Below are 25,854 nucleotides of genomic sequence, written 5' to 3'. Positions count from 1 at the left end.
AGTCGATCGCGGTGTCCGCGCTGTCGCTCGCCAACCAGTCGCAGGCGAGCGTGCTGCAGCTGCTGCGCTGATCCGCAGGCATCGCATCTCGACAACGAAGGCGGCGGGGGAAACCCCGCCGCTTTTCATTGGAGGGGACGAGGAGGGGGGCCGACGGTGCGGATGGCGTATTGCGACGAGCCCGTCAGGACAAAAAAGCCGGCCCGCCATGGGCGGGGCCGGGCCTTCGATCTACGATGTGTTCGGCGGAGGCTCAGGCCGCCGAGCTCACCGGCTTGTCCTGCTGTTCGGCTTCAGCCTGCTCGATCAGCTTCTTCTCATAGGCGACGAGCTTCTTGGCTTCCTTCAGCGCCTGGTAGAGATCGCCGTTGAGGATATGGCCGTTGATCGCCTCGATGATCGGCCAGGCGCTCGGCACCGTCGTGATGATGTCGCGCAGCAGGTTGAAATAGGTGCCGTGATCCGCGTCTGCCCCCGGCGAGATGTACATCAGCTGGACCGCAAGATAGACGAGCTTGGCCGGCGTGTCGGCCGTCTCCGGCGTCAGGATGTCCTTCTCGCGCAGGATCGGAATGTTCTCGCCGTCGATCAGGAGACGCGCGCGCTGGTCGGTGTTGGTGATCACGCAGGAGCCGATGATGATGCGCTCATGCGGCTTCAGTTCGACTTTCAGGGCCATTCTCATTCTCCGTTGCCGCATCGGCGTGGCGCCGAACCTGCTGCGTCGAGGCCGATGACCGGTCCAGCTGCCAGTCTAGATCGCGCGGGGAGTCTGCGCGCTCGATCGGTCGGCGCGCAGCAATCCTTTCCGATCATGGTTAACGGACGGTAAACGGCCGCGCACGCCCGGCGAATATGCGGTGTTTTCAAGGTGATCCGCGGCGAATCGCCGATGCGCGGCCGTGCCGATGCCGCGCATCGGGGACCGCGAGCGGTCGTGACTTCACTGTTTGTTAGCCGCTCGCATTTACCTTAACGCCCGTCGCCCGGTGGTGCAGTCACCGACGGGCTTCGCCTTGATCCTGAATGGATCGGGCAGTTTGTTTCACACCAGAAGGGTATGAAAATGTCAGGTATTGTTCTCTCGGCGTCGGTGCGTCAGAATCTGCTCTCGCTTCAGTCGACGGCTCAGCTCCTCGCCACCACCCAGAACAATCTCTCCACGGGCAAGAAGGTCAACTCGGCGCTCGACAATCCGACCAACTTCTTCACCGCCCAGGGTCTCGACAACCGCGCTTCCGACATCTCCAATCTGCTCGACGGCATCGGCAATGGCGTGCAGGTGCTGCAGGCCGCCAACACCGGCATCACCTCGTTGCAGAAGCTCGTCGACAGCGCCAAGTCGATCGCCAACCAGGTGCTGCAGAGCTCCGTGGGCTATTCCACCAAGTCCAGCGTCACCTCGGCGGCTCTGACCGGCGCGACCGCCACCGACCTGCTCGGCTCCAGCTCGACAGCTGTGACCGGCTCGGTCGTGAACAACGACAATACCTCGAGCGCGGTGGCGATCACCGGCTCGACCAAGCTGTCGGGCACGGCGGGCACCGCGTCGAACAACCTCGCCACCGGCATCACCTCGGGTGAGACGCTGGTCGTCAACGGCACCACCTTCACCTTCGTCACCGGCACGTCCTCGACGGGCACCAGCATCGGCATCGGCGACAGCGTCAGCAACCTGCTGTCGGCGATCCAGACCCAGACCGGCGTCACCGCGTCGATCACGGCGGGTGCGATCACCTTGACGCCGCCGGCGGCGGGATTGACGCTCTCGGGCAGCACCGGCACCTTGGGCAAGCTCGGGCTGACTGCTGTCGGCGACGGCTTGTCAGGTCAGACCTTGACGATCGGCGCGACAGGGGGAGGCACGGCGACGAGTGTCACGTTCGGTCTAGGGACAGGGCAGGTCAAGTCGCTGAACGATCTCAACACCAAGCTCGCAGCCAACAACCTGCAAGCCTCGATCGATACCACCGGCAAGATCTCGATCACCACGACCAACGACGCGGCTTCGGCCACGATCGGTGCGATCGGCGGTACGTCGGCTGCATCCAGCCAGGCCTTCAACGGTCTGACGGCGGCGGCTCCGGTGGCGGATGCGACCGCGCAGACGCAGCGCGCGAGCCTGGTCTCCCAGTACAACAACGTGCTGGCGCAGATCAACACCACCGCGGCCGACGCTTCGTTCAACGGTGTCAACCTGCTGAACGGCGACACGCTGAAGCTGACCTTCAACGAGAACGGCAAGTCGACGCTCTCGATCACCGGTGTGACCTTCAATACCGGCGGTCTTGGTCTGTCGACCCTCACCTCGGGCACCGACTTCCTCGACAACAACTCGGCGAACAAGGTGATCACCCTGTTGAACTCGGCGAGCTCGACGCTGCGGTCGGAAGCCTCCACGCTGGGTTCGAACTTGTCGGTGGTGCAGATCCGTCAGGACTTCAACAAGAACCTGATCAACGTGCTGCAGACCGGCTCGTCGAACCTGACGCTGGCCGACACCAACGAGGAAGCGGCCAACAGCCAGGCGCTGTCGACCCGCCAGTCGATCGCGGTGTCCGCGCTGTCGCTCGCCAACCAGTCGCAGGCGAGCGTGCTGCAGCTGCTGCGCTGATCCGCAAGGATCGCATCTCGACAACCAAGGCGGCGGGGGAAACCCCGCCGCTTTTTTTCGCCTGGTTTGGCCGTCCGGCCCGTATCAATACTGGCACGGAACCGGACGCGAGTGGAGCCAAGGATCGCAACCAGTCGTTAAGCAAGAAATTTAAAGCGCCATTAACCATGTTTTAAAAGTGGCTGGACTAGAACCTCCTGGTGAATAACTAGGAAGGTTTCACACATATGTCCGGTATCGTTCTCTCGGCTTCGGTTCGCCAAAACCTGCTGGCGCTGCAAAACACCGCATCGCTGCTGGCCACGACTCAAAACAACCTGGCCACCGGCAACAAGGTCAACACGGCGCTCGATAACCCCACCGAATTCTTTACCTCGCAATCGCTCAACAACCGCGCGAGCGACATTGCGAATCTGCTCGACAGCATCGGCAACGGTGTCCAGGTTCTCCAGGCTGCGAATACCGGTCTCACCTCGCTTCAGAAGCTCGTCGATAGCGCCAAGTCGATCGCAAGCCAGGTCCTCCAGGCCCCGACGGGGTACACCACCAAGTCGAGCGTGACCTCCGCGGTCATCTCAGGGGCGACGGCGAACAACCTGCTCGGCAGCTCCTCAAACAATTTCGTGACCGGCAGCGCGGTCAACAACGACAACCTCAGCTCGGCCGTTGCGATCACCGGATCCACCAGGCTGTCGGGTACGGCGAGCTCGACCTCGAACGACCTGGCGAGCAGCGTCACCACCGGCGATACGCTCGTGGTCAACGGTGTCGTGTTCACCTTCGTGGCCGGCTCGGTCTCGGCCGGTACCAACATCGGCGTCGGCGACACCGTCAGCAACCTCCTGGCTGCCATCGATTCGGTGACCGGAGCCACCGCAACGCCGTCCACGGTGGCAGCCGGCAAGATCCAGCTGGCGACAGGCACGGCGCAGGATCTGACAGTATCGGGCACGGCCCTGGCCAAGCTCGGATTGACCGCCGGCACGACCACACGAAATCCGCCAGCCTTGACAGGACAGACGCTGACAATTGCCTCGACAGGGGGCGGCGTCGCAACGAACATAACGTTCGGCACAGGTGCTTCGCAGATCTCGACGCTGGCACAGCTCAATACGGCTCTCGCGACCAACAACCTGCAGGCCAGCCTGAGCACGACGGGTCAGCTTACGATCCTCACCACCAACGAAGCGGCATCGTCGACGATCGGCGCGGTCGCCGGCTCTTCGACCGCGGCCAGCATGGCCTTTAACGGCGTGACGGCATCGACCCCGGTGGCCGACACCAACTCCCAGACGACGCGTGCCGGCCTGATCGCGCAGTACAACAACGTCCTGGCGCAGATCAACACCACGGCGCAGGACGCCTCGTTCAACGGCATCAACCTGCTCAACGGCGACACGCTCAAATTGGTGTTCAACGAGACCGGACGGTCCACGCTGAACATCACCGGCGTGACCTTCAACAGCACCGGTCTCGGCCTGTCGGCGCTGGTGGTCGGAAGCGACTTCCTCGACAGCAACTCGGCCAACAAGGTGCTCACGACCTTGAACAGTGCATCGACTGCGATCCGCTCTGAAGCGTCGTCGCTCGGTTCGAACCTCTCGATCGTGCAGATCCGTCAGGACTTCAACAAGAACCTGATCAACGTGCTGCAGACCGGTTCCTCGAACCTGACCTTGGCCGACACCAACGAGGAGGCGGCCAACAGCCAGGCGCTGTCGACCCGCCAGTCGATCGCGGTCTCCGCGCTAGCGCTGGCCAATCAGTCGCAGGCGAGCGTGCTGCAGCTCCTGCGCTGAGCGCGAACGCGCTGGAATGATATCTCATCGAAGCGGCGGGCCATGCCCGCCGCTTCTGCTTTTGGCTATGCCGTGCGTGGCAGCGCGGGTCTCCGTTCGATGTCGGTGGGTGAGCTGCGTGAAGGCGCCGTTGTTCGTGTAGTTCGCGCCGCCGAGGCTTGATGAACAACGTACGATCCTCGTCCGGACATTTTGAATCATCGCGTTCGCAAGAAATTAAGAGGTGCACCAAACAAGGCGATTTGCGGTGCTCCGTGGCGCTACGAAACGAATTCCGCTAACGGCCGCTAACCATATTTTAAAGGCACGCAAAGTACAAAACCTGAGCAGTTTGGTCGTGTCCCTGCGTCAGTCCGGAGTAGTTGATGTCATATGCCGCTCAAGCCTATGCCCGCACGTCGCAGACGACGGCATCACCACGGGAGATCGAAGCTCAGGCTCTGTTGAAAGCGGCGCGGCAGCTGCAGGAAGTCCAGGCCAATTGGAGCGGCCCTGATCGCAACATGTACAAGGCTCTGCTCTTCAATCGTCGCTTGTGGACGATCTTCATGAGCGCGATGGAGGCGGACGACAATCCGAATCCGCTCGACATCCGCCAGAACATCGCCAACATCGGCGTGTTCGTGATGAAGCAGACGATCGAGATGCAGATGGATCCGGATCCGGCGAAGCTCAAGTCGCTGATCGACATCAACTGCCACATCGCCGCGGGATTGTCCGGGCGGAGCTGACCGTCGGGGACAGGGGCGGGTGGCGCGTCGTCATGACCGATATCACCAGCATCCTGTCAGCGTCCTACAAGTCGAACCTGCTCAGTGCGGCGCGAAGCAACAGCAAATACGTGGCCGTCGATCCGACGCTCTATCAGGGCGGCTGGAGCGGAAAATATGCCAACGGGAAGTCGTTCACGGTCTCGGTCTCCAACGTCAAGGGCTTTCACGCCAAGGTTCGCGACCAGAGCGAGGGCGTGAACAAGTATCAGGACGTGCTGATCAAGGATAATGCGTTCAGGATCGGCGATACGAAGTTCACGCTGACCGGCAACGGCAAGGCCCAGATCAAGAACGTGGTCACCGACGCCGCCTCGGGCCAGACCTATCTCGACACCGCCTACGCGACCCGGAGCAGTTGATCCGCCAAAGCTGCGCCGCTCGATACGGCAACGCCGCCCGGTGGGGCGGCGTGCAGGCGGCGGCGGAATGAAGCGGTAGGCCCCGTGGGGGCTCAGGCGGTGCGATCGGTCGCCACGACGCGCGGCACGTCCGCCTTCTGCATATCCTTCTGAAGGTCGAGCGTGTTGAAGTAGGCCCGGCGGCGCAGCACGGCCTCATCCGGATATTGGGTCACGACCTGATCGGTCTTGCGGTTGACCACCTGGAACACCAGGGCGGCAGCGGCGCGATCGTAATAGGCCTGCCGCGACACCGACAGATCGTTCGCGACGTTGACCGGGACGTCGTTGCGCACGGAGGCGCCAGGCTCGGCCGCGGTCACGGTCTGGCTGGGAGGAAGGTCCGTTGGAACAGCGCTCACCACCGCCTGGCTCGACGGCGGAATTATCGGAACGGACGCTGGCGTCCCTACCGCTCTTACGCTGAAATCGGAACTCATGGCAGCCTCCTCATGGCCATCGAGTCAATTCCCAACCCATCCCGCTTGCAACTATGCCGATGACCAATCAACGTTATGTTAGGAAATAGGATGAACGGCGCGTTGTGATTCGCCAGGGCCTTTTAAGCTTATCCGAGCGTTAAACGGCGACGGCCGCGCGGCCCTCGAGGCGGCGCGGCGCTGCAATGCAGTGGGGGGTGCCGGTGGTGAGGCTCAGAGCGTCCGGCTGACGGCGAGCGGGGTGAGGTGCCGCGCGCCCGGGGCGGCGCGGCGGCCGCCGGCGGTATACGTGCTGGGGATGTTCTTGCGCTGAACCTCGGCATTGACGCCGCGCACGATCTTTTCCGAGATCGCGTGCGCAGTCGCCAGCACGGTCAGGTTCACCTGCAGCAGGGCGCGGAAGGTGTCGTGGTGACGGTGCAGGGTGGCGAGCAGCTCCGGCACGGTCTGCTTCATGAAATCCTGGCTCGCCTTGAGGCAGCCCACGGTCGTGACGTAGTGGCGGGACAGCTCGGTCTTCTTCGGGCCGAACGCCATGCCTTCGCGCAGCTTGCCGGCGCGGACCAGCTCGGTCTCCTGCTCGATGACCGCGATCAGCTCGCTCATGACGCTCACCATCTCGTCGGCGAGCGCGCGTGCCTCTGCGGCGCTGGTGGCGGCGGCGTAGGTCGTCTTCTTCGCTTGGCCCTGTGCGGTCATTTCATAACTCCCTTCGGCGTGAGCGTTTGCCGCCCACGCGCTTGTCACGCGAACATCTACGCTTTGCCGTTGGCGCCGGAGCTGCTGCCGGCCTGTTGCAGGATGAGAGTGCGGAAGACGTCGTTGGAGATGCCGACGCCGCCGGCCTTGGCGAAGTTCTTGGAATATTGCTCCGTCAGCATCGAGCGCCAGACGCCGGTGCCCGGCGTGTCGCCGAACGGCCCTTCGCCCTTCACTCCGCTGGTCATCTGCGAAAACATGCTGTTGAGGAACATTGCTTCGAAGTCGGTCGCCGTCGCCTTGGCCCTGGCCTGCGCCTTGGGCGAGACCTTGGTCAGGGCCTCGGCGAGATCGAGATCGGTGCGCGGCGCGGTGACGGCCGCGGCCGTCGGCATGTTGAGAGCGACGCGGCCATGATAGGAGTCGATGAAGGACGTCGCCATCACATCACCTCGATGTCGGCTTCGATCGCACCCGCCGCCTTGATGGCCTGCAGGATGCTGATCAGGTCGCGGGGACCGATGCCGAGGCCGTTGAGGCCGTCGACCAGCTGCTGCAAGGACACACCGTCCTTGACGACCGCGAACTTCTTGCCTTCCTCGGTGACACCGACGCTGGTGCGCGGTGTGACCACGGTGCGGCCGCGCGACAGTGGATTGGGCTGGCTGACCTGCGGACTTTCGGAGATCGTGACGGTCAGGTTGCCTTGCGCCACGGCGACGGTCGCCACGCGCACGTCGCGGCCCATCACGATGATGCCGGAGCGCTCGTCGATGACGATCTTGGCGGCGAGATCAGGATCGACCTGCAACTGCTCGATCTCGGTCAGGAAGGCGACGACGTTGCCCTTGAACTCGGCGGGAACGCTGAGCTGCACCGTCGACGGGTCGATCGGCTCGGCGGTCTTGACGCCGAGGAAATCGTTGATGGCGGCGGCGATGCGTTTTGCGGTGGTGAAGTCGGCGTTGCGCAGGGCGAGCCGCACGTTCGGCAGCCGGTTCAGCGCGAACTCGATCTCGCGCTCGATGATGGCGCCATTGGCGATGCGGCCGACCGTCGGCACGCCGCGCACGATCTTGGCGGCCTCGCCCTCGGCCTGGAAGCCGGAGATCGCGAGCGAGCCCTGCGCCACCGCATAGACGTTGCCGTCGGCGCCGAGCAGGGGGGTGACGAGCAGGGTGCCGCCCTGCAGGTTCTTGGCGTCGCCGAGCGCGGACACCGTGACGTCCATGCGCGTGCCTTGCGTCGCGAATGGCGGCAGGTTGCCGGTGACCATGACAGCGGCGACGTTGCCGGTGCGGATGGTGGCGCCGCGGATGTTGACGCCCATGCGCTCGAGCATCGCCTGCAGCGACTGCTTGGTGAACGGGATGTTGTTCAGCGTGTCGCCGGTGCCGTTGAGGCCGACCACGAGGCCATAGCCGATCAACTGGTTCTGGCGCACGCCCTCGATATTGGCGAGATCCTTGATCCGCGAGGTCGCATTCGCAGACATGACGGTAGATGCCAGCGCCAGCACGGCGGCGCAGGCGACCTGAAACAGGCGCGTGGTTCGGACGCGTCGCATCCTATGCTCCCCTCGAACTCTTCAAGTGATCACTCGGCCACTCCCATGACCGCATGATCGACGTTAACTATGCGAGCGTCGTGCCACGGCGATGCTCCGGGCTAACTCATTGAAAGAGTGTGAAATCGACTCGAAGCTTTGTCGCGGTCCAGGGGTGCTCGGGGGGAACGAAGCTGCCGCCCCGGCAGAATTTGCCGGGCCGTTTACGCACCGTTAACCACGGCGGAGCCAATCTCCCGCTCGACACGCGAAGCTTGCGGGAGCCATCGATGCGCATCTACGGACCGAACGGCACGACCCTGGGCTCATCGACCAGCTCCACGCGGAAGGCCTCGTCCAGCGGCTTCAAGCTGCCTGACGTCGGCACCACGCAGGACACGCGCGCGACCCTCGCGCCGAAGCAGACTGCGAACATCGATGCGCTGCTGGCGCTGCAGGGTATCGAGGAGGAGCCGGCGGAGCGCCGCAAGCGCTCGGTCCAGCGCGGCAAGCGCGCGCTCGACGTGCTCGATGATCTCAAGCTGACGCTGCTGTCCGGCAAGCTCGACACCGCGATGGCGCTGCGGCTGCGCGATGCCGCGGCCGACCTGAAGCAGACCTCGGGCGACCCGGGACTGGATGCGATCCTCTCCGAGATCGAGCTGCGCGTCGAGGTCGAGCTCGCCAAGGCCGGGCGGAGCTGAGACGCTTCGCGCGTTCAAGCCGCCTTCGACGGCTGTTGCGCGTCGTAGCGCCGCTGCGCGGCGGTGACCTCCTTGAGATGGCGCTCGGCCCAGTCGCGCAGCGGATCGACCGCGGCGGCGAGCGTCAGCCCGAGCGGCGTGATCGAATATTCGACGGTGACCGGGACGGTCGCGATCGCGCGCCGCCGCACCAGGCCGTCGCGCTCCAGGCTCTTCAGCACCTGGGACAGCATCTTCTGCGAAATCCCTTCGATCGACCGCCGCAACTGATTGAAGCGCAAGGGTTCGTTGCGCAGCAGGATCAGGATCAGCACGGCCCATTTGTCGCCGACGCGATCGAGGATCTGTCGCGTTGGGCAGTCGGCCGAATAGACGTTCGCGGCTCTCATCGGTTACTCCGGCGTGACCAGGTGATCTTAAAGTGCGCTCTTAACACCAGCATTCGTTCCGCTATCTAGTCACTATCGGATACCGAGGCGGCTTCGTCCAGATCTCGGATCCGACCTCGTGATCTCGAACATAGGAGCTCCCCATGAAGATCGCCGTCGCCGGCGCGTCCGGCCGTGCCGGGTCCCGCATTACCGCCGAGCTGGCCAGCCGCGGCCACCAGGTCACCGGCATCGCCCGCAACCCGGAGAAGATCGCCGGTCACGCCAACGTCAAGGCGGTGCGGGGCGATGCCAACGACCGCGCCGCGCTGGCAAAGCTCTGGGCCGGCCATGACGTCGCGATCAGCGCGATCCATTTCTCGGCCAGCGATGTCGAGACCCTGATCGGGGCGGCCAAGGACTCCGGCGTATCGCGTTACCTCGTGGTCGGCGGCGCCGGCTCGCTCGAGGTCGCGCCGGGTGTGCGGCTGGTGACGACGCCCGGCTTTCCGGCCGCCTACAAGGCCGAAGCGGAGAAGGGCGCCGCGTTCCTCGATCGTCTGCGCCAGGAGAAGGAGCTCGACTGGACCTTCCTGTCGCCCTCGGCGATGATCGATTTCGGTGCCCGGACGGCCAAGTTCCGGCTCGGAACGGACCAGTTGCTGGTCGATGCCGACGGCAAGAGTTTCATCACCTTCGAGGACTTCGCGGTCGCGATGGCCGACGAAATCGAGCGTCCGGCGCACCGGCGGGCCCGTTTCACGGTCGGTTATTGAGGCCGTCCACGGCGTCCCGCCGGCTGCGGCCGAATTTGCCTGTGCAACGGCCCGAACGGCGGGGCGCCCGTGCCGATGGAAATATTGTCTGTCACATGAGGCCGCTATATAACGCGGCCGCGAACGGGCGTATTCCGTCCGCCGGTGCCGAGACCGGCGCCAGCACGTACAGATGGGCTGACCTTGGAAAAGTTGAAGAACTACAAACCTTCCGAAAAAGAGCCTTTCATGAACGAACGCCAGCGCGACTATTTCCGCGCCAAGCTGCTGGCATGGAAGGAGGAGATCCTGCGCGAATCGAAGCTCACCCTGCAGGCTCTGCAGGAGGAGAACGTGAACCATCCGGACCTCGCCGACCGCGCGTCGTCGGAGACCGACCGGGCGATCGAGCTTCGCGCCCGTGACCGCCAGCGCAAGCTGATCTCCAAGATCGACGCGGCGCTCCAGCGCATCGAGGACAACACCTACGGCTATTGCGAGGAGACCGGTGAGCCGATTTCGCTGAAGCGGCTCGAGGCCCGGCCCATTGCGACGCTGTCGGTGGAGGCGCAGGAACGCCACGAGAAGCGTGAAAAGGTCTATCGCGACGAGTAGGTCGCGACACTGACCTGAACGAGCGGGGATTGCGGCCGCCTGCCGGGTGCGGCCGCAGTATCTGTTGACGGCCGAGACGGTGCTTGTGCGATCCGCACAGGCTGTGCGGGAGCGAGCGCAAGCGCCTTTGGTTTTCCGAACGTCAGGAACTTTTTCGCGCCTGCTGAATTAACTGCGGTTCCATCTCGGAACGCCGCGGGGAATCATGGGCGAGCCGGACATAGCCAGAGGCGCGCTGGCGACGATGCAGCGCTCCTACGGCGCCCTGAGCATCAAGGGACGCCTCCTTCTGCTGGCCGGCATTCTGTTCCTGCCCTGCGTCGGACTGATTGCCTATGTCATCGTGTCGATGGCGCAATCCGCCGACGCCTCGATTCGGCACGGCCTGTCCTATGCCGCGCAGACAATCTCCGGAGCTGTCGACGCCGAATTGCGGCGCTATATCGCGCTCGCCGAGGTGCTGGCGAAGTCTCCTGATCTCAGCGCGGCCGATCTCAGCGACTTCGAGGCGGAGGCGCGCCGCGTCGGTGCGGTCAGCGGCGAAGGCTGGATCATCGTGTCGGACGCGAGCGGCCGCATCCTGCTCAACACCGGGGCGACGCCGGGCAAGCCGCTCGGCGAGCGCACGCCCGAAGGCCGGCACTCGCAGGAGCGCGCTTTTCAGTCAGGAAGGCCATCGATCTCCGACATCTTCACCGGGCCCAATTCAGGCGCGTGGGTGGCGACCGTCGATGTCCCCGTCGTCAAGGATGGCAAGCCGTTCCGTTGCCTGTCGATCGCCATGCCGGCCGCGAACTACACCCGGCTGCTGGCCCAGCAGCAGCTGCCGGCCGACTGGCTGGTCGGCATCATGGACGGCCAGGGACGATACATCTCGCGCATTCCGAAGAACGCCACCACGATCGGGCAGCCGGCGTCGGCCGGCTGGCGGGCGACTGCCAAGGCCGAGGGGATCGCGGAGTTTCCGTCGATCGAGGGCGATCGTGTCATCAACGCCAATGCGCGTCCCCAGCTGAGCGACTGGACTGTCGGGGTCGGCATCAAGCAGGCGGCTTTCGCCCAGGCGATCTCCTCGACGGTGCAGACCGCAACCATCGTGGCAACGACGATCTGTGCCCTGGCGCTGCTGCTGGCGGCCGGCATCGGCCGAAGCATCGCCCGGCCGCTCGAAAGCATCGCCGTCAAGAGCGCCATCCCAGGCGAGGCCGCGCCCTCCGATCCTCCGGAGGTTCGGGCGCTCAACGCCCGACTGGCTGCGGCCGAAAAGGCGCAGGCGGAGAGTGCGCGCGTCATCCAGGAGAATTTCGGGATGCTCGCCCAAGCCAGGGACGATGCGTCGCGCACGGCCGGGCAGCTCAAACTCGCCGCGAAATATGGACGGCTTGGCACCTTTACCTGGGACGGCAGATCCGGCGCCAGCCACTGGTCCGACGAGATCGAAGAACTCTATGGGCTTGCGCCGGGCACGTTCCCAGGGACCTATGACGCCTGGCTGGCGCTGGTGCATCCCGAGGACCAGGCGCGTGCCGACCAGGACAACAAGCAGGCGCTGATCACCGGGGAGCTCGATTCGGAGTGGCGAGTGGCGCTGCCCGACGGCTCGATCCGGTGGATCGAGGCGCGCGCCCGCATGTTGGGCGGCGAGGGCGGCGGCGATCCGTACATGATCGGCGTCAACATCGACGTCACCGCCGCGAAGGAAGCCGACCGCAAGCGCGAGCTGCTCGTGCATGAGCTGGCCCATCGCGTCAAGAACAGCCTCGCCGTGGTGCAATCGCTGGCGCATCAGCTGCTGCCGCGGCACGACGCCAAGGTCCGCGACTTCACGTCACGCCTGCATGCGCTGGCGACGGCGCACACGAGCCTTGCCGAGAACGACTGGCAGGGCGCCGATCTCGCCGCCCTCATCAGGAGTCAGGTCGCGCCGTTCGCCAGCACACCGGATCAACTCGCCACCAGCGGCCCCTCCATCCTGGTCCCGGTCGAGCTGACGACGCAGCTGGCTCTCGTCATCCACGAGATGGCCTGCAACGCCAGCAAATATGGCGCGCTCACCACGCCCAACGGTCACGTCGATGTCAGCTGGTCGTTGGCCCAGGACGCGCTGCATGTCCGTTGGCAGGAGAGCGGCGGCCCGCCGGCGCGCGAGCCTCCGGTGGTCGGCTTCGGCAGCCGGCTGCTGACCCGCACGGTCAGGCATCTGCAGCGCACATTTGCCGAGAGCGGGCTGACCTGCCAGTTCGAGCTGCCCTGGCTCACGACACGTGACGAGAGCTCGATGGCCGCAACGGGCGAGGCGAGTTGAGCGTCAGCGCGCGAAGCGCCGCTCGGCTGGTCCTGACATGGCCTCACATGGCCTCGCCATCGCGCTCTGCCATACCCACGTCCGGGATATCGGCGCAGAGACGGCAATTCCGATGAGCGAGGTACTGGTTATGGGCGGCTGGTCGGTTGAAAGTGCTGCTTGCGCCCGTGGCCGCGCCGTCTCAAATTGTTGATGAAGCTGAGATGGGAGCCAAAATCTCGTTAATAAACAATCCGTTCACCATAAATCCTGCGATGCCGGTTCGGGCCGCGGGCCAGGGGAGTTGAAGGGCCATGGGAGCAGACGAGATCCTTGCCGCTGCGCAACTGATTGTAGATGCCCGCAAGCGGCGGGCGCCCTTGGGCGCTCTGCCGCCGCAGCTTCAGCCGAAGGATGAAGCTGCCGGCTACGAGATCCAGCGTGAAGTCCATTGGCTGCTCGCCGAACAGGCCGGTGACTTCGCCGGCTACAAGATCGGCTGCACCAGCAAGGTGATGCAGGACTATCTTGGCATTCCGCATCCCTGTTCCGGCGGGGTGTTCGCGCGCGGCGTTCACCAGACGGGGGTCGGATTGCGCACGGCCGACTTCGTCCGCGTGGGCGTCGAATGCGAGATCGCCGTGCGGCTCAAGCACGACCTGCTGCCGTTGGACGCGCCGTTCACCATGGATCGTGTCGTCGAGGCGATCGGCGACTGTCATGCGGCGATCGAGATCGTCGACGATCGTTATGTGCAATGGCAGACGCTGGGGGCGCCGACGCTCGTCGCCGACGATTTCTTTGCTGCCGGCTGCGTCCTCGGCCCGGCGCTCCCGCGCGCTGCCGTAGCGGACTTGGCCGCGGTGCAGGGCCGTGCCATCGTCAACGGCACCCTGGTCGGCGAGGGCACCGGTGCGGATGTGCTGGGACATCCGGTCCACGCGCTGGCCTGGCTTGCCAATCATCTCGCCGCCGGTGGTGACGGGCTCGAGGCCGGACAGCTCGTCCTGACCGGCAGCCTGGTCAAGACGATATGGTTGAGCGCGGGCGACCGGGTACGGATGGAGCTGGACGGCCTCGGTGTGGTCGAGGCGACGTTCATGTGATCCCGCGTCGAGGAAGACCTGCCGATCTCTGAGCGGGGCGTTGCTCCGCTCCAGCTAGACGAGCTCCATGCGCAGATGACGGCCTACGGCTCTGGCGGCGCGCGCCAGCGTGCCGAGCGTGACGGATTCATTGTCGGGATCGAGCAGCCGGTCGAGCTGGGCGCGGCTGGTCTCCATGCGGGCCGCCAGCTCGGTCTTGGAGATCGCCTCGCGCTTCATTAGCTCCTCGAGCTGCCGTACCAGCACGCGCTTGATCGCGCGCGCCGTCACGGTCTCGTAGAGACCGTCCTCCTTCAGAAAGTCGTCGAAGGCAGAGCCGACCTTGCCGGCAGTCTTAGGTGCGCGCATCACGAAATGTCTCTCATGCGTTTGACGGCCAATTCGATATCGGATGCCGGAGTCTTCTGACTCTTCTTGATGAAGGCATGGAGCAGGATCATCCGGCCGTCTCGCAAGCAAAAGATCACACGGGCGATCCGGCCCTGCGTGAGGCTGCTGCGAACCTCCCACAGTCCATGACTCAATGGCCGACACAGAGGAAGCCCGATCGGCCAAGCAAACTCGACATCCTTGATATCCTCGCCGAGGATCCGACGATCCTCGGCAGGCAATTCCTTGAGCCAGTCCCGGACGGGTTCGCGGCCGGATGGCAGCGCGTAGAAGAACGCCGGTAGCCGTTTCATTGAAATGTACCATTTTTGGTACGTTCTGCAACAGGGAAAATGCTGAGCAGGCTCTCAGTTGATCGCCAAGTGAACGACACTTGTCTAGGCAAGTAAACGAACACGGCCTCCGGCAGGGGAGCTACCGGAGGCCGTGTATACATCGCCCGCTGCGCCTAGGTTCGCATTGGGCAATGTGGGAGCTCGCTTTCAGAAAAGGGCGGCGGCTGCGGATCATCTCATGACCAGTGTCGCGCTCGGCCAAGTCCTTGTCTGACCCTCCGGGGAGGGATTTTCATCGTGTCTCTTCATCCTTGTCCGATTGCCGACCCAAGACATTCAGGTCGGAGCTTTCGCGGCGACCGGGCGTGGTTGGATCCGCCCGGCCTTTCGATGTGATCTTCGCCTCAGAACGGCAGCAGGATGTCCATCACCTGCTGGCCGTAGCGCGGCTGCTGGACGTCGGAGATCTGGCCGCGGCCGCCGTAGGAGATACGGGCCTGGGCGATCTTGGTGGAGTCGATGGTGTTGTCGCTCTGGATGTCCTCGGGCCGCACGATGCCGGCCACGATCAGCTCGCGGATCTCGTAGTTGACCCGGATCTCCTGCTTGCCTTCGACGACGAGGTTGCCGTTCGGCAGCACCTGCGTCACCACCGCGGCGACGCTGGTGGTCAGGGATTCCGAGCGCTGGATGGTGCCCTTGCCGTCGGAGGACGAGGTGCCGTCGGCGGTCAGGATGCGGCCGGGCAGCACCTTCTGCGCCTGCACGCCGAGCGTCTTCGCGCCGATGAAGTCGGTGATGCCCGAATCCTCCTTGTTGGTGCGGCTGCGCTGGGTCTCGTTGGCGAAATTGGCCTTGTCGGAGATGCTGACCGTGACGGTCAGGAGGTCGCCGACCTGACGGGCGCGCTGGTCCTTGAAGAAGGCGCGCGAGCCGTTGCGCCACAGCGAGTTCGGCGCGTAGGACACCGTCTCGGGCTTGGGCATCGGCATCTGCACCGGCTTGTAGCCCGGCTGCGTGGTCGGGTTGTCGATCTCCGTCAGCTTCGGCCGCTCGCCGATCTGGCTGAGACGGTCGATCGAGGAGCATCCGCCGGCGATCGACAGCACCGCGAAGGAGACCGAGATCAGCGCGACCCGGCGCAGGCTCGAGACGCCCCGATCATCAAACTTGAACTTCGACATGAAACTTACTCGGCTTTCGGGGTGGCGGAGGTGGGAAGGCGGCTGGCGACGGCGACGGGCGCGGCGATGTCGGCTTCGGAGGTCTGCGCCGGCTTGGCGACGGCGATGTCGACGGAGACCTGGCCGCGACCCGAGACGCGGCCGGTCACGGTGCGCTTGGACTGCAGATTGAGCACGCTGACGACGTCGCCTTCGGTGCCCGACTCCAGCGCCTTGCCGCGCGTGGTGAGATAGATGCCGGCGGTCTGGTAGATCAGCGTGACCGCCTGGTCGCGCTGCACGAGGTCGGGCTTGGCGAGGTCGGTGGTCTTCAGCGCCTGACCCGCGCGCACCGCGCGGCGCATCTGCATGCCCACTGCGAGCTCGCGCGAGGCAGGCTCGCCGCCGCCGAGCTCGGCGCGCGGCCGCCGCTCGGTCTGCAGGTCGCCTGAGCGGATCATCTCGTTGCGATCGATGTTGCGGGTCAGCACCACGGCCTCGACGGTCTCGATCGCCGTGCCGGTGTAGCGCAGCTTGGTCGGGCTCGCGCCATTGGCATGGCCGAGCTCGAAGGTGATGTCGAAGCGGCCGCTGCGGGGGTCGAAGCGGGCGCTGGTCGGCGCCAGCGTGCCTGACGTCGAGGCCTCGAATTTGAGATCCTGCACCGGCTGGTCGAAGCTGATGCTGAGGTTCGCGGCATCGCCAAGTCCGTTGCGGTGATCGAGCGCCTGGGCCACTGCCGTGCTGATCTCCTTGGCGTCGATGGCGCGGGCCAGCCGCGTGACCGCAACCTCCTTGATGTCGCGGACCTCGACGCCGATGACCTGGTGGGTGCGCAGGGTCGCGATCACCTGCGCGGCCGGCAGCACGCCGGTCGTGCCGAGATCGGGCGCGCGGTAGACGGCGATATTGGCCGCGACGCCCGCATTGTCGATCAGGTCGCCGACGCGCACGATGTCGCCGGTGACGTTGACGGTGGAGCGCAGCACGGGCGCCTTGATCTGGTCGTCGGCCTCGCCGGCCAGCGCCGACAGCGCGGTCGAGGCGAGCAGGGCGGCTGCGAGCAGGAAGGGACGGACGGTGCGGGTCATGATGGCGATCTCCCTTCGAACCTCAGCGGAACAGCGCAGTGGTCGATTGCAGCATCTGGTCGGCGGCCGAAATGACCTTGGCGTTCATCTCATAGGCGCGCTGGGCGGCGATCAGCTCGCTCATCTCGCTGACGACATCGACGTTGGCCTGCTCCAGGCTGCCCTGGGTGATGCTGCCGAGGCCATCCTGGTTGGCGACGCCGTCCTGCGGTGCGCCCGACGACGGCGTGTCGGTGAACTGGTTGTTGCCGACCGGCTGCAGGCCGGCCTTGTTGATGAAACGGGTGACCTGGAGCTGGCCGATGATGTTCGAGGTGGTCGAGCCCGGCAGCGTCACGGAGACCTGGCCCTGCGCGTTGACGGTGATGCCCGAGGCGTTCTGCGGGATCGTGATCGTCGGCTGCACCGGGTTGCCCTGCGCGGTGACGATGCGGCCCTGATTGTCCATCTGGAAGGTGCCGTCGCGGGTGTATTGGAAGGTGCCGTCGGGCATCAGCACCTTGAAGAAGCCCTCGCCCGAGATCGCGAGGTCGAGATCGTTGCCGGTCTGCGACAGCGTGCCCTGCGTCATCGAGCGCGGCGTGCCGACGGTCTTGACGCCGCCGCCGATGTCGATGCCGACGGGCAGGATCGTGCCCTGGTCGGAGGACTGCGCGCCGACGCGGCGCATATGCTCGTAGATCAGGTCCTGGAACGCCACCGTCTGCTTCTTGAAGCCGGTGGTGCGCAGGTTGGCGATGTTGTTGGAGATCACCTGAACGTTGAGTTCCTGTGCCGCCATTCCGGTCGCAGCGGTGTGAAGCGCCTGCATGTCACGTCTCCTTCAAGATCTGTCAGGCCGGAACGTCGGCGAGTTTCTCGATCGCGTTCTTGCGCAGGTCGCTCTGGACCTGCAGCATGTTGGCGACCTGGGTGTAGGCGCGCATCACTTCGACCATCTTGCTCATCTCGCCGACCGCGCTGACGTTCGACTTCTCGATGTAGCCCTGCTGGATGGTCGACTTGGTGTCCTGCTGCGGGATGGCGCCGGCGGCGGCGGCGTAGAGGTTGTTGCCCTGCTTCTGCGCGGCCTGCGGGTCGGCGAAGTTGACGATGCGCAGCTTGCCGCGGATCGAGTCGGTGCGGTTGACGCCCTCGACCACCGTCACGGTGCCGTCGGGCGAGATGTTGATGTCGTGGTCGGTCGGCTGAAACACGATCGGACCGCCGGTGCCGAGCACTAGGTCACCGGCGGAGGTGACGAGCTGGCCGAGATTGTTCATGTGCAGGTTGCCGTCGCGGGTGTAGCGCTCGCCGGCCGCGGTCTGCACCGTCAGGAAGCCGTCGCCCGTGACGGCGACGTCGAGCGCGTTGCCGGTGCGCTGCATCGAGCCCTGCGAGAAGTCGCGATAGGTGCCGCGGTCCTGGACATAGGACACCCTGCGGGCGGCGCCCGGAAAATTGTCTTCATGCGCGCCGGAGGAGAGATACTCCTCGAACAGCTGCTGATCGGCCTTGAAGCCGTTGGTGTTGACGTTGGCGACGTTGTTGGCAACGACGTCGAGCTGCCGCTCCAGCACCATCTGCCGCGACAATCCGATGAGAAGCGCATTCTCCACCGGTCGATCTCCCCTCTTAACGAATCCCGTTCGCGGCACCTCTCCCAAGGCGGTCTCGACCGGGTCTTCAACGAACCGTTCAGCTCTCCCAAGCCGGCGGGTTCGCAAGGGGTACAGCGAAAGCCGTGCCAAATCTGAATCTATCGATAAATCAACGATTTGGATTTAAGCCCGGGTTCAGAACGCCCGGCAACAACGTCTCGCTAACCATAATTGCCCGGCAAGTTTTTCCCACCGCCTCGGCAAAAGAAAGCTTCCGTTAACCATTGTTACCGTAGCGTTCCCTCAACAAAGCGCAGATGCGCTGGGAGCGTTGGTTTCGCGTCATTAAGCTTTCTGGCGGCATCGGCTCGATTTTCCGGAAGGATCCGAAAGCCATGGCCGAGAACGACGCCGGAGCAGGCGAAGGCGAGGAGCAAGCAGGCTCGCCGAAGAGCAAGCTCAAGCTGATCATCATGGTCGTCGGCGCGCTGGCGCTGCTCGGCGTCGGTGGTGCGGCCTATTTCTTCTTCTTCAGCCACAAGAACGACGAGCATCACGCCGAGGCGGCGCCGCCGCCGAAGCCGCCGGCCTTCGTCGAGGTGCCGGACCTTCTCGTCAACCTGGTCGGCAATCCCGGCGATCGCGTCCAATATCTGAAAGTGAAGATCGTGCTGGAGGTGAAGGAGGAGAAGCAGGTCGAGACGATCAAGCCGACGCTGCCGCGCGTCACCGACATCTTCCAGACCTATCTGCGCGAGCTCCGGCCGAGCGACCTCAACGGCTCGGCGGGCCTGTTCAGGCTCAAGGAGGAGCTCACCAAGCGGGTCAACGTCGCGCTGGCGCCGAACCAGGTCAACGCGGTGTTGTTCAAGGAAATCGTGGTCCAGTAAGGCAAAGAAGCTCAACGATCATGGCGGGCAACGATCAAGTCGACCAAGATGCGATAGCCGCGCAATGGGAAGCCTCGCTCGACTCGGAGGATCCCACAGAGGCCGCGGAAGCCGCAGCAGCCAATGAACTCACCGAATCGATGGCCCTGCAATGGGCCGCGATGGTCGAGGACGGCAGCCGCGATTTCGGCGCCACCAAGAACGGCGGCGAGCGAGTGCTGTCGCAGGAGGAGATCGACAATCTCCTCGGCTTCACCGCCGGTGAGGTCAGCCTCGACGACCATTCCGGCATTCGCGCCATCATCGATTCGGCGATGGTTTCCTACGAGCGTCTGCCGATGCTCGAAATCGTCTTCGACCGTCTGGTGCGGCTGATGACGACCTCCTTGCGCAACTTCACCTCCGACAACGTCGAAGTCTCGCTCGACCGCATCACCTCGGTGCGCTTCGGCGACTACATGAACTCGATCCCGCTGCCCGCCGTGCTCAGCGTGTTCAAGGCGGAGGAGTGGGAGAATTTCGGGCTCGCCACCGTCGACTCGACCCTGATCTATTCGATCATCGACGTGCTGCTCGGCGGCCGCCGCGGCAACACCCAGCTCCGCGTCGAGGGCCGCCCCTACACGACGATCGAGACCAACTTGGTCAAGCGCCTGATCGAGGTAGTGCTGAGCGATGCCGAGCAGGCGTTCCGGCCGCTGTCGCCGGTGCGCTTCACCATCGACCGGCTCGAGACCAATCCGCGCTTCGCCGCGATCAGCCGGCCCGCCAACGCCGCGATCCTGGTGAAGCTGCGGATCGACATGGAAGATCGCGGCGGCAACATCGAGCTGCTGCTGCCCTATGCGACGATCGAGCCGATCCGGCCGGTGCTGTTGCAGATGTTCATGGGTGAGAAGTTCGGCCGCGATCCCGTCTGGGAAGGCCACTTCGCCACCGAGATCACCAAGGCCGAGATCGCCGTCGACGCCGTGCTCTACGAGGCCGACGTGCCGCTGAAGCAGCTCATGAAGCTGAAGGTCGGCGACACCCTGCCGCTCGACATCCGTCCCGATGCGCTGGTCGCGGTCCGCTGCGGCAGCACCATGCTGACGGAGGGGCGGATGGGCCGGGTCGGCGACCGCGTCGCGATCCGTGTCACCAAGAATTTGCGCAAGCCGAATACGACCCTTGCGATGTTCGAAGGCTCCGAAGGCCAGAACAAGTTGATGGAGGCCCAATGAACCACTCCCTCGGATTGATCATCGAAAGCCTGGTGGCGGTCCTTTTGGTGCTGACCATCGGCTATTGCATGCTGCTGAATTCCAGGCTGAAGCGGCTGAAGGCGGATGAGCATTCGCTCAAAGCCGTGATCGCGGAGCTGATCACCGCGACCGAGATCGCCGAGCGGGCGATCGGCGGCCTCAAGCTCGCCGTGCGCGACGTCAACGACAATCTCGGCAATCAGCTCGCCGCCGCGACGCAGATGTCCGACCAGTTGCGCAAGCAGCTCGCCGAGAGCGACGGCGTGGTGCGCCGGCTGTCGCGCATCGCCAGCGCCGCGCGACCCATCACCTCGCCTGAAGCCGCGCCGGAGCCTGCACCTGCGCCGGTGCCGGCGATCACGACCGAGCCGGTGCGCGTCTCCGGTGCCAAGGCGGTTGCCGCCGCGGCCCAGGCATTCTCCGAACGTCGAAGGACTGGTGGCCTTGCCGCATGAATGCGTTTCGTAACATCCGCGTCATTCCCGTCGTCCTGATCGCGGTGGCCTGTCTTGCGGTCCTGAAGGTGGCCGGCCTCGTGATCGATGGCGGCTACGTTTTCGACTATGATCCTCACCCGACCAAGCGGTCATGGGCCCAGGAGAACCTGGGCTATCCGGGCCGCGAGGACAATGACATCGTCACCGGCTCCACGCATGGCGCGCCGAAGGAGAAGAAGGAGGAGGCGCCCAAGCCCGCCGCTCCGGACACCAAGCCCGAGGGCGTGGTGATCAAGCCCGAGGAGAACCAGCAGCAGGTGTCGCCGGCGGAGAAGGCGATCCTCGAGCGGCTGCAGTCGCGTCGCCAGGAGCTTGACGCGCGTGCGCGCGAGATCGACATCCGCGAGAGCCTGTTGCGCGCCGCCGAGCAGCGCATCCAGTCCAAGACCGAGGAGATGAAGGCGATCGAGGGCCGCATCTCCGGCGCGCAGGCCGCCAAGACCGAGGCCGACAACGCCCGCTTCAAGAGCATCGTCACGATGTACGAGGGCATGAAGCCGAAGGATGCCGCCAAGGTGTTCGACCGGCTCGAGATGTCGGTGCTGATCGAGATCGCCTCGCAGATCGCGCCACGCAAGATGTCCGACATTCTCGGACTGATGACGCCGGAGGCGGCCGAACGGCTCACCGTCGAGCTGGCGCGCCGGGCCGGCGCCGACAGGCCCGAGACCAGCGCCGAGCTGCCGAAGATCGAAGGCAAGATCGTGCCTGTGAAGAGCAATTGAGCCGCATGTTTAATGCGCCCTTAAACGCCGGCACCTAGATTTCCGGCGTGGCGGGGCAGGCGTATCCGTCAAGTTGCGGATGTCGAACCGGAAGCTTGTGACCATGGCGCGCACGACTCCCATTGGATTGCGGTCGAAGGCCCGCGCACGGGCGCGCGCTGGCCTTGCGCTGCTGTCGGCCATCGTCATCGGCCTGGTGCTGTCCACGGTCGCGGCAGGCGCTGCGCCGGTGCCGGGCGAGGCCAGCCTGTCGGCTCAGGACGGCTATGCGCGGCTGGTGCTGAAATTCTCCGAGGACATCAGCGCCGACGTCACTACCGCCGGCTCGATTCTGCTGATCAGGTTCGATCGCGCCGCCACCATTCCGATCGACCGCTGGGTGGATGCGGCGCCCGACTACATCTCATCGGCCCGCGGCGACCCCGACGGCTCGGCGCTGCGGCTCTCGCTGTCGCGCAAGGTCCGCGTCAACACCATGACCGCGGGCGAACGCGTCTTCATCGATCTGTTGCCCGACAGCTGGACCGGCCCGCCGCCGCCGCTGCCGGCCGAGGTCGTGCGCGAGCTCGCCGAGCGAGCGCGCGCCGCCGAACGGGCGCTGCGGCTGCAGCGCGCCGAGGCGGAATCGAAGAAGCGGCCGCCGATCCGCGTGCGCGCGCTGGTGCAGCCCACCTTCGTGCGCTTCGTGTTCGAGATCCCCGACGGTGTCGGCATCTCCTCGGTGCTCAACGACCAGAAGCTCTCGCTGTTCTTCACCGCGCCGCTGTCCTTCGATCTCGCCGACGCCAAGCTCGTCGCGCCGCCGAACGTCGCCGCGATCAACCAGCGCATCGACGGCAGCAGGACCGTCGTCGAGCTCGGCCTGGTCGGCGAGGTCGACGTTCGCGCCTTCCGCGAGGAGAAGAACTACAACATCGACGTCGCCTATCAGCAGCCGGACAAGAAGGTCTCCGCAGTCTCCTCGGACACGCTGCCGGGCGCCAAGGCGGCCGCGGCCGAGAAGCCCAGCGGCAGCAAACCCAATGGCGACAAGCCGAAGCAGGCTGCGCAGCCCGAGATCGTGCCGCCGACCTCCGACACCATCGCCAAGGAGATAAAGACGGAGACCAAGCCGGCGCCTGCGGTCGCGGCGCCAGCCACCGAGCTCGCAGCCGAGCCTGCGCCGTCGGCAGCGGCTGCTGCCGCGCCGGCCGCCGCGAAGGCCGAAGCCGCGCCCGAGGCCCCCAAGCCTGAAGCTGCTGCGCCTGAAGCTGTCAAATCCGAAGCAGCCAAATCCGAGCCAGCGAAGTCCGAGGCGATGAAGTCGGAGGCGGGCAAAGCCGAAGCCGCCAAGCCTATCGAGACCAAGTCTGCCGAGATCAAGTCTGCCGAGATCAAGTCTGCCGAAACCAAGGCCGCCGAAACCAAGCCGGCCGAGAAGGCAGCTAATGGAGCCGCCACCCTGGAGGCCCTGCGCGACAGTGAGGGCCTGCGGCTCACCTTCGGCTTCGGCCAGGTCACGCCGGCGGCGCTGTTCCGCCGCGGCGACACGGTATGGATGGTGTTCGATTCGACCAAGCCCGTCGACGTCGAGCCCATCCGCGCCAAGGGCGGCGCGATCATCGGCGAGGTCAACAGGACGCCGCTCGACAAGGGGCAGGCGATCCGGATCCGCCTCAACCGCCCGCAGATGCATTCGCTCGGCAGCGACGATGGCGGGCGCAGCTGGACCCTGTCATTCGCCGACAAGGGCCTGACCAATCAGCAGCCGCTGATGGTGATGCGCAACGTCACCGATCCCGCGCTCGCCAATGTCATGGTGCCGCTCGCCAATCCCGGAGCTGGCATGCTGCACCGGCTGACCGACCCGGATGCCGGCGACACGCTGCTGGTCGTGACGGCGCCGCCGCCGATCCGCGGCTTCATCAAGCGCCAGGATTTCGTCGACCTGTCGCTGCTCGATTCGATCCACGGCATCGCGGTGCGTCCGAATTCGGATGACGTCGCCGTAGAGATCGCGCCTGACAAGGTGATCCTGGGCCGGCCGGGCGGGCTGACCCTGTCGTCGATCGGCTTCTCGCCGGAGCGGGCGCCGACCGCCGTACGGCCGATGTTCGACATCGACGAATGGCAGCAGAACCAGACCCAGCCGTTCGTGCCGCGCGAGGATCTGCTGATCAAGGCCGCGGCGAACGCCGAGCCGGAGCGGCGGGCGCAGACGCGGCTGGCGCTGGCGCGCTTCTACATGGCGCGAGCGATGTATCCGGAAGCGCGCGGCGTCACCAATCTGATGATCTCCGACGCCGACCCGCGCACCGACGAGACCGCCATGCTGATGATCCACGCGGTGGCGAGCATCCTGATGGGCCGGCCGGACCAGGGACTCAAGGATCTCGCCACTCCGTCGATCGGCAATAATTTCGATTCGCAGATGTGGAAGGGCCTCGCCTTCGCCCGCCAGGGCAAGTTTGCCGACGCGCGCGAGAAGCTGAAGAACGTCGAATTCGCCATCGCCTCGCTGCCGCTCGACCTGCAGCGCGTCGTGATCGCGGATGCGATGAAGTCGGCGCTCGAGATCAAGGATTTCGCCGGCGCCGCCAAGCGGCGCGCCGAGCTCGACGTGATCGGCGTGCCCGCGGACATGAAGCCCGACATCGCCGTGCTGCGCGGTCGGCTCGCCGAGGCGATGGCGCAGGAGAAGGATGCGCTCGACGACTATCGCTTCGCCGTCAATTCCGACGACCGCCTTGCGGCCGCGGAGGCCAAGCTGCTGGAGATCAAGCTTCTGCAGAAGCGCGGCGAGATCAAGCCGCCGGACGCGCTGAAGGAGCTGGAGACCTTGCAGGCGATCTGGCGCGGCGACGCCATCGAGGTGCAGACGTTGCAGATGATGGCGCAGCTCTACGAGGAGGCGGGGCGCTATGCGGACTCGCTCGAGGCCGCGCGTCAGGCCACCCGCCTGATGCCCAACTCCGATTTGGCGCGGCAGGCCCAGGATGCAGCCTCCCGCCTGTTCTCGCAGTTGTTCTTGAACGGCAAGGCCGACGAGCTGCCGCCGGTCGATGCGCTCAGCATCTTCTACGGGTTTCGCGAGCTGACGCCGATCGGCCGCCGCGGCGACGAGATGATCCGCAAGCTCGCCGACCGCTTGGTCGGCATCGATCTGCTCGATCAGGCCGCCGAGCTTCTGCAATACCAGGTCGACCACCGCCTCGAAGGCGCGGCGCGCGCCCAGGTCGCCGCGCGTCTCGCCATGGTCTATCTCACCAACCGCAAGCCTGAACGCGCCATTGAGGCGCTGCGCACCACGCGCATCGCCGATCTCGCGGGCGAGCTGCGCCAGCAGCGGCTGCTGCTGGAAGCCCGCGCCAACAGCGACATCGGGCGTTACGACCTCGGACTGGACATCATCAGCAACATCGGCGGCCGCGAGGCGATCCGGCTGCGCTCCGACATCTACTGGGCGTCGCGGCGCTGGCGCGAGGCGTCCGAGCAGATCGAGCTCTATTACGGCGATCGCTGGCGCGATTTCCGCCCGCTCAATCCGGCGGAGCGCGGCGACATCCTGCGCGCCGTGGTCGGCTATGCGCTCGCCGACGACGCCATCGGCCTCGCCCGCTTCCGCGAGAAATATGCGCCGCTGATGACCGGCGAAGCCGACAAGATCGCATTCGACGTCGCCAGCAAGCCGGCGAGCGGCTCCAGCGCCGAATTCGCGCAGATCGCGAAGATGGCGTCGAGCGTCGATACGCTCGACGGCTTCCTGCGCGACATGCGGGCGCGCTTCCCGGATGCCACCGGCAAAGGACCGGACGGCGGCAAGGATGCTGCGAAGGCCCCGTCGGAGGCGACCGGCGCCTTGCCGCGCATCCAGGGCGTCAAGCAGGCGATCGCGGGTCGATGACGTCGTGCGTCAAGG

General features: G+C 65.3%; 26 protein-coding genes. 14 read left to right on the top strand and 12 right to left on the bottom strand.

Features of this window, described 5'->3' with window-relative positions; all coding sequences use genetic code 11:
- Nucleotides 1-253: 253 nt before the first annotated feature.
- The gene (gene flbT, locus QX132_RS21300) at nt 254-679 is read right to left on the bottom strand and encodes a flagellar biosynthesis repressor FlbT (protein WP_315715996.1); all 426 of its coding nucleotides are present in this window, start codon (nt 677-679) and stop codon (nt 254-256) included.
- A 387-nt stretch (nt 680-1,066) separates the two neighbouring features.
- Between flbT and QX132_RS21295 the strand changes: the two genes are divergently transcribed.
- The 4 genes from QX132_RS21295 (at nt 1,067) to QX132_RS21280 (ending at nt 5,545) form a co-directional block, all read left to right on the top strand.
- Nucleotides 1,067-2,614, top strand: a complete 1,548-nt coding sequence (locus QX132_RS21295; RefSeq protein ID WP_316162781.1) for a flagellin — start codon at nt 1,067-1,069, stop codon at nt 2,612-2,614.
- Between the two features lie 227 nt (nt 2,615-2,841).
- Nucleotides 2,842-4,413 carry a flagellin gene (locus tag QX132_RS21290; RefSeq protein ID WP_315738794.1) on the top strand — a complete coding sequence of 524 codons (1,572 nt, stop codon included), beginning with the start codon at nt 2,842-2,844 and terminating at the stop codon, nt 4,411-4,413.
- Nucleotides 4,414-4,778: 365 nt separating this feature from the next.
- On the top strand, nt 4,779-5,144 hold the full coding sequence (gene flaF, locus QX132_RS21285) for a flagellar biosynthesis regulator FlaF (protein ID WP_315738793.1): 366 nt from the start codon (nt 4,779-4,781) through the stop codon (nt 5,142-5,144).
- 32 nt (nt 5,145-5,176) lie between these two features.
- Complete coding sequence (locus QX132_RS21280; protein ID WP_316162779.1) at nt 5,177-5,545, top strand: hypothetical protein; 369 nt, start codon at nt 5,177-5,179, stop codon at nt 5,543-5,545.
- A gap of 92 nt (nt 5,546-5,637) precedes the next feature.
- Here QX132_RS21280 and QX132_RS21275 read toward each other — a convergent pair whose 3' ends face one another.
- The 4 genes from QX132_RS21275 to QX132_RS21260 form a co-directional block, all read right to left on the bottom strand.
- Nucleotides 5,638-6,024, bottom strand: a complete 387-nt coding sequence (locus QX132_RS21275; protein WP_315738790.1) for a hypothetical protein — start codon at nt 6,022-6,024, stop codon at nt 5,638-5,640.
- 213 nt (nt 6,025-6,237) lie between these two features.
- Nucleotides 6,238-6,723, bottom strand: a complete 486-nt coding sequence (locus tag QX132_RS21270) for a hypothetical protein (RefSeq protein ID WP_315812667.1) — start codon at nt 6,721-6,723, stop codon at nt 6,238-6,240.
- A 56-nt stretch (nt 6,724-6,779) separates the two neighbouring features.
- Nucleotides 6,780-7,166 carry a flagellar assembly peptidoglycan hydrolase FlgJ gene (gene flgJ, locus QX132_RS21265; protein WP_315756568.1) on the bottom strand — a complete coding sequence of 129 codons (387 nt, stop codon included), beginning with the start codon at nt 7,164-7,166 and terminating at the stop codon, nt 6,780-6,782.
- A complete protein-coding gene (locus tag QX132_RS21260; protein WP_315738786.1) occupies nt 7,166-8,290 on the bottom strand; it encodes a flagellar basal body P-ring protein FlgI in 1,125 nt (374 codons plus the stop codon). Before QX132_RS21260 ends, flgJ begins: the two co-directional genes overlap by 1 nt.
- Before the next feature lie 269 nt (nt 8,291-8,559).
- Between QX132_RS21260 and QX132_RS21255 the strand changes: the two genes are divergently transcribed.
- Nucleotides 8,560-8,973, top strand: a complete 414-nt coding sequence (locus QX132_RS21255; protein ID WP_315716005.1) for a flagellar assembly protein FliX — start codon at nt 8,560-8,562, stop codon at nt 8,971-8,973.
- Nucleotides 8,974-8,987: 14 nt separating this feature from the next.
- Here QX132_RS21255 and QX132_RS21250 read toward each other — a convergent pair whose 3' ends face one another.
- Nucleotides 8,988-9,362, bottom strand: coding sequence for a helix-turn-helix domain-containing protein (locus tag QX132_RS21250; RefSeq protein WP_315716006.1), 375 nt, complete (start codon nt 9,360-9,362; stop codon nt 8,988-8,990).
- Between the two features lie 143 nt (nt 9,363-9,505).
- Between QX132_RS21250 and QX132_RS21245 the strand changes: the two genes are divergently transcribed.
- The 4 genes from QX132_RS21245 (at nt 9,506) to QX132_RS21230 (ending at nt 14,101) form a co-directional block, all read left to right on the top strand.
- Nucleotides 9,506-10,117, top strand: a complete 612-nt coding sequence (locus tag QX132_RS21245; RefSeq protein WP_315738784.1) for an NAD(P)-dependent oxidoreductase — start codon at nt 9,506-9,508, stop codon at nt 10,115-10,117.
- 228 nt (nt 10,118-10,345) lie between these two features.
- Nucleotides 10,346-10,711, top strand: coding sequence for an RNA polymerase-binding protein DksA (gene dksA / locus QX132_RS21240; protein WP_170323279.1), 366 nt, complete (start codon nt 10,346-10,348; stop codon nt 10,709-10,711).
- A gap of 205 nt (nt 10,712-10,916) precedes the next feature.
- On the top strand, nt 10,917-13,016 hold the full coding sequence (locus QX132_RS21235) for a sensor histidine kinase (RefSeq protein WP_315799251.1): 2,100 nt from the start codon (nt 10,917-10,919) through the stop codon (nt 13,014-13,016).
- A gap of 293 nt (nt 13,017-13,309) precedes the next feature.
- A complete protein-coding gene (locus QX132_RS21230; RefSeq protein WP_315786435.1) occupies nt 13,310-14,101 on the top strand; it encodes a 2-keto-4-pentenoate hydratase in 792 nt (263 codons plus the stop codon).
- 54 nt (nt 14,102-14,155) lie between these two features.
- Here QX132_RS21230 and QX132_RS21225 read toward each other — a convergent pair whose 3' ends face one another.
- The 6 genes from QX132_RS21225 to flgF all read right to left on the bottom strand — a co-directional run bounded on the left by QX132_RS21225 (nt 14,156) and on the right by flgF (nt 18,618).
- Nucleotides 14,156-14,449: a helix-turn-helix transcriptional regulator gene (locus QX132_RS21225; protein WP_315738781.1), complete on the bottom strand. Its 294-nt coding sequence runs from the start codon at nt 14,447-14,449 to the stop codon at nt 14,156-14,158.
- Complete coding sequence (locus tag QX132_RS21220) at nt 14,449-14,784, bottom strand: type II toxin-antitoxin system RelE/ParE family toxin (RefSeq protein ID WP_315738779.1); 336 nt, start codon at nt 14,782-14,784, stop codon at nt 14,449-14,451. The genes QX132_RS21225 and QX132_RS21220 overlap by 1 nt, the downstream gene beginning before the upstream one ends.
- Nucleotides 14,785-15,170: 386 nt before the next feature.
- Nucleotides 15,171-15,950, bottom strand: a complete 780-nt coding sequence (gene flgH / locus QX132_RS21215; RefSeq protein WP_315716010.1) for a flagellar basal body L-ring protein FlgH — start codon at nt 15,948-15,950, stop codon at nt 15,171-15,173.
- 5 nt (nt 15,951-15,955) lie between these two features.
- Nucleotides 15,956-17,023: a flagellar basal body P-ring formation chaperone FlgA gene (flgA, locus tag QX132_RS21210; RefSeq protein WP_315739125.1), complete on the bottom strand. Its 1,068-nt coding sequence runs from the start codon at nt 17,021-17,023 to the stop codon at nt 15,956-15,958.
- A gap of 19 nt (nt 17,024-17,042) precedes the next feature.
- Nucleotides 17,043-17,831, bottom strand: coding sequence for a flagellar basal-body rod protein FlgG (gene flgG, locus QX132_RS21205; protein WP_315738775.1), 789 nt, complete (start codon nt 17,829-17,831; stop codon nt 17,043-17,045).
- 22 nt (nt 17,832-17,853) lie between these two features.
- On the bottom strand, nt 17,854-18,618 hold the full coding sequence (gene flgF, locus QX132_RS21200; RefSeq protein WP_315778478.1) for a flagellar basal-body rod protein FlgF: 765 nt from the start codon (nt 18,616-18,618) through the stop codon (nt 17,854-17,856).
- Between the two features lie 377 nt (nt 18,619-18,995).
- Between flgF and fliL the strand changes: the two genes are divergently transcribed.
- The 5 genes from fliL to QX132_RS21175 all read left to right on the top strand — a co-directional run bounded on the left by fliL (nt 18,996) and on the right by QX132_RS21175 (nt 25,839).
- Nucleotides 18,996-19,490, top strand: a complete 495-nt coding sequence (gene fliL, locus QX132_RS21195) for a flagellar basal body-associated protein FliL (RefSeq protein ID WP_315738773.1) — start codon at nt 18,996-18,998, stop codon at nt 19,488-19,490.
- A 20-nt stretch (nt 19,491-19,510) separates the two neighbouring features.
- Nucleotides 19,511-20,713 carry a flagellar motor switch protein FliM gene (gene fliM, locus QX132_RS21190; RefSeq protein WP_315738772.1) on the top strand — a complete coding sequence of 401 codons (1,203 nt, stop codon included), beginning with the start codon at nt 19,511-19,513 and terminating at the stop codon, nt 20,711-20,713.
- Entirely contained in the window at nt 20,710-21,189 is a 480-nt protein-coding gene (locus tag QX132_RS21185) for a DUF6468 domain-containing protein (protein WP_315716016.1), read from the top strand. Before fliM ends, QX132_RS21185 begins: the two co-directional genes overlap by 4 nt.
- Nucleotides 21,186-21,956 carry a flagellar protein FlbB gene (locus QX132_RS21180; RefSeq protein ID WP_315716017.1) on the top strand — a complete coding sequence of 257 codons (771 nt, stop codon included), beginning with the start codon at nt 21,186-21,188 and terminating at the stop codon, nt 21,954-21,956. Before QX132_RS21185 ends, QX132_RS21180 begins: the two co-directional genes overlap by 4 nt.
- A 103-nt stretch (nt 21,957-22,059) precedes the next feature.
- Nucleotides 22,060-25,839, top strand: a complete 3,780-nt coding sequence (locus QX132_RS21175) for a tetratricopeptide repeat protein (protein WP_316162773.1) — start codon at nt 22,060-22,062, stop codon at nt 25,837-25,839.
- Nucleotides 25,840-25,854: the final 15 nt, after the last annotated feature.

The organism is Bradyrhizobium sp. SZCCHNRI20481 (genome assembly GCF_032485055.1).
Classification (GTDB): Bacteria; Pseudomonadota; Alphaproteobacteria; order Rhizobiales; family Xanthobacteraceae; genus Bradyrhizobium.
The sequence above is the reverse complement of the archived record's forward strand: the minus strand, read 5'-3'. Positions and strand labels throughout refer to the sequence as shown.

What these genes read in the sequence shown, in the direction of transcription:
- flbT (WP_315715996.1), bottom strand. Translation starts at nt 679, where the DNA reads ATGGCCCTGAAAGTCGAACTGAAGCCGCATGAGCGCATCATCATCGGC.
- QX132_RS21295 (WP_316162781.1), top strand. Translation starts at nt 1,067, where the DNA reads ATGTCAGGTATTGTTCTCTCGGCGTCGGTGCGTCAGAATCTGCTCTCG.
- QX132_RS21290 (WP_315738794.1), top strand. Translation starts at nt 2,842, where the DNA reads ATGTCCGGTATCGTTCTCTCGGCTTCGGTTCGCCAAAACCTGCTGGCG.
- flaF (WP_315738793.1), top strand. Translation starts at nt 4,779, where the DNA reads ATGTCATATGCCGCTCAAGCCTATGCCCGCACGTCGCAGACGACGGCA.
- QX132_RS21280 (WP_316162779.1), top strand. Translation starts at nt 5,177, where the DNA reads ATGACCGATATCACCAGCATCCTGTCAGCGTCCTACAAGTCGAACCTG.
- QX132_RS21275 (WP_315738790.1), bottom strand. Translation starts at nt 6,024, where the DNA reads ATGAGTTCCGATTTCAGCGTAAGAGCGGTAGGGACGCCAGCGTCCGTT.
- QX132_RS21270 (WP_315812667.1), bottom strand. Translation starts at nt 6,723, where the DNA reads ATGACCGCACAGGGCCAAGCGAAGAAGACGACCTACGCCGCCGCCACC.
- flgJ (WP_315756568.1), bottom strand. Translation starts at nt 7,166, where the DNA reads ATGGCGACGTCCTTCATCGACTCCTATCATGGCCGCGTCGCTCTCAAC.
- QX132_RS21260 (WP_315738786.1), bottom strand. Translation starts at nt 8,290, where the DNA reads ATGCGACGCGTCCGAACCACGCGCCTGTTTCAGGTCGCCTGCGCCGCC.
- QX132_RS21255 (WP_315716005.1), top strand. Translation starts at nt 8,560, where the DNA reads ATGCGCATCTACGGACCGAACGGCACGACCCTGGGCTCATCGACCAGC.
- QX132_RS21250 (WP_315716006.1), bottom strand. Translation starts at nt 9,362, where the DNA reads ATGAGAGCCGCGAACGTCTATTCGGCCGACTGCCCAACGCGACAGATC.
- QX132_RS21245 (WP_315738784.1), top strand. Translation starts at nt 9,506, where the DNA reads ATGAAGATCGCCGTCGCCGGCGCGTCCGGCCGTGCCGGGTCCCGCATT.
- dksA (WP_170323279.1), top strand. Translation starts at nt 10,346, where the DNA reads ATGAACGAACGCCAGCGCGACTATTTCCGCGCCAAGCTGCTGGCATGG.
- QX132_RS21235 (WP_315799251.1), top strand. Translation starts at nt 10,917, where the DNA reads ATGGGCGAGCCGGACATAGCCAGAGGCGCGCTGGCGACGATGCAGCGC.
- QX132_RS21230 (WP_315786435.1), top strand. Translation starts at nt 13,310, where the DNA reads ATGGGAGCAGACGAGATCCTTGCCGCTGCGCAACTGATTGTAGATGCC.
- QX132_RS21225 (WP_315738781.1), bottom strand. Translation starts at nt 14,449, where the DNA reads ATGCGCGCACCTAAGACTGCCGGCAAGGTCGGCTCTGCCTTCGACGAC.
- QX132_RS21220 (WP_315738779.1), bottom strand. Translation starts at nt 14,784, where the DNA reads ATGAAACGGCTACCGGCGTTCTTCTACGCGCTGCCATCCGGCCGCGAA.
- flgH (WP_315716010.1), bottom strand. Translation starts at nt 15,950, where the DNA reads ATGTCGAAGTTCAAGTTTGATGATCGGGGCGTCTCGAGCCTGCGCCGG.
- flgG (WP_315738775.1), bottom strand. Translation starts at nt 17,831, where the DNA reads ATGCAGGCGCTTCACACCGCTGCGACCGGAATGGCGGCACAGGAACTC.
- fliL (WP_315738773.1), top strand. Translation starts at nt 18,996, where the DNA reads ATGGCCGAGAACGACGCCGGAGCAGGCGAAGGCGAGGAGCAAGCAGGC.
- fliM (WP_315738772.1), top strand. Translation starts at nt 19,511, where the DNA reads ATGGCGGGCAACGATCAAGTCGACCAAGATGCGATAGCCGCGCAATGG.
- QX132_RS21185 (WP_315716016.1), top strand. Translation starts at nt 20,710, where the DNA reads ATGAACCACTCCCTCGGATTGATCATCGAAAGCCTGGTGGCGGTCCTT.
- QX132_RS21180 (WP_315716017.1), top strand. Translation starts at nt 21,186, where the DNA reads ATGAATGCGTTTCGTAACATCCGCGTCATTCCCGTCGTCCTGATCGCG.
- QX132_RS21175 (WP_316162773.1), top strand. Translation starts at nt 22,060, where the DNA reads ATGGCGCGCACGACTCCCATTGGATTGCGGTCGAAGGCCCGCGCACGG.